This window comes from Herbiconiux daphne, assembly GCF_024979295.1.
GTDB classification, from domain to species: Bacteria; Actinomycetota; Actinomycetes; order Actinomycetales; family Microbacteriaceae; genus Herbiconiux; species Herbiconiux daphnes.
Genome location: NZ_JANLCJ010000126.1, coordinates 1 through 1,145 on the forward strand (window position 1 = coordinate 1; position 1,145 = coordinate 1,145).

A 1,145-nucleotide genomic window follows, 5' to 3' on the forward strand; every position below is an offset into this window, starting at 1 on the left:
GTATCCATAAGTTTAATTATGCTACCAAAAACCCTATTAACGAAAAAGGCTATATGTTAAAACGTAATGAGCCTTGGCATAACAGACCTTGTGTTGTCCCTATGAAGGTTGTACCAGCTGATATGGGTAATGCATCAGACGCCGAACAATGGTTTGGTGATGCTGCTTATTTGATGTATAGATTAGCTCCTGATTTAGACCCTGATAAAAGTAAATATCAAAGTGTTTGGAAATGTGTAATCTTTAACTGCCGCACATATACTGATATTGACTCAGCTGATAAATTCTTCCGTAAAGATGAGAACCATGTTATGGGTCGTCCTTGGACAGATGGTATTTCATATTACTATACTTACCCAGGAAAACAAATCATTGGTGAAACTAACTTTGACCGTGATGGTCTAGGATATATTGAAGCTAAACCCCCACTGAAAACTAAGACATTAACACTTGAGCAACAAGCTGTTTGGTATAAGGTTGGACCTCAATCAGAAGTTGTTTCCTATGTTGGCGGTCTATCTGACCAAACACCAGATGGGTTTCTACCTATCCGTGTTAACGTAGAAGTCGTATTAGCAGAACATAAGACTGACCCTGATTCACGAATGACTAGATGGAGAGCTAGTATCCCAACAAATAGTGGTGGTACTGCTGATGAATATCGTATTCCATTAAGCCAATTTGTTGCATCATACAGACCAGGGACTAACGTTCCATATAATATGTGCACAACCTCTACAGTTGCTACCTTCGGTCCAAACGCATTAACAACACCTTCTGCAAAAACTGTATTCCTCGATTCTTCTGAATTCTGGGATGGTCGTAGAGATTCTGTTGTTGAAATTGAATGGGGTGATACACTTGAAGATAGTTCTGGTGTTTCTCTAGGTTTGACTTGGAGTACAGGTGGTGGGAAGATTCCTTTCGGTTCTTTATACTATCGTTCTGATGTTCCGTTTACAATCACGTATGTTGATTCTCAGAAATGGCACTGGCATTGGGATGTTCCAGCTACAGCTATTGATGCAACGACTCATAAACCTGTTTGGGGTCAATTCCCTATAAACAAGAGTAATGCTATTTTTAGTTTATGGCAACCTGACCACCCATTACCAGCTTATTACCGTTGGATGATTTGGAGTCAT

Annotated in this window: 1 protein-coding gene; it reads left to right on the forward strand. The window is 39.7% G+C overall.

All coding sequences use genetic code 11. From position 1 onward, the window contains the following. Positions 1-1,145, forward strand: a 1,145-nt coding sequence (locus N1032_RS23510; RefSeq protein ID WP_259542786.1) for an SURP domain-containing protein, incomplete at both ends; no start/stop codon positions are given.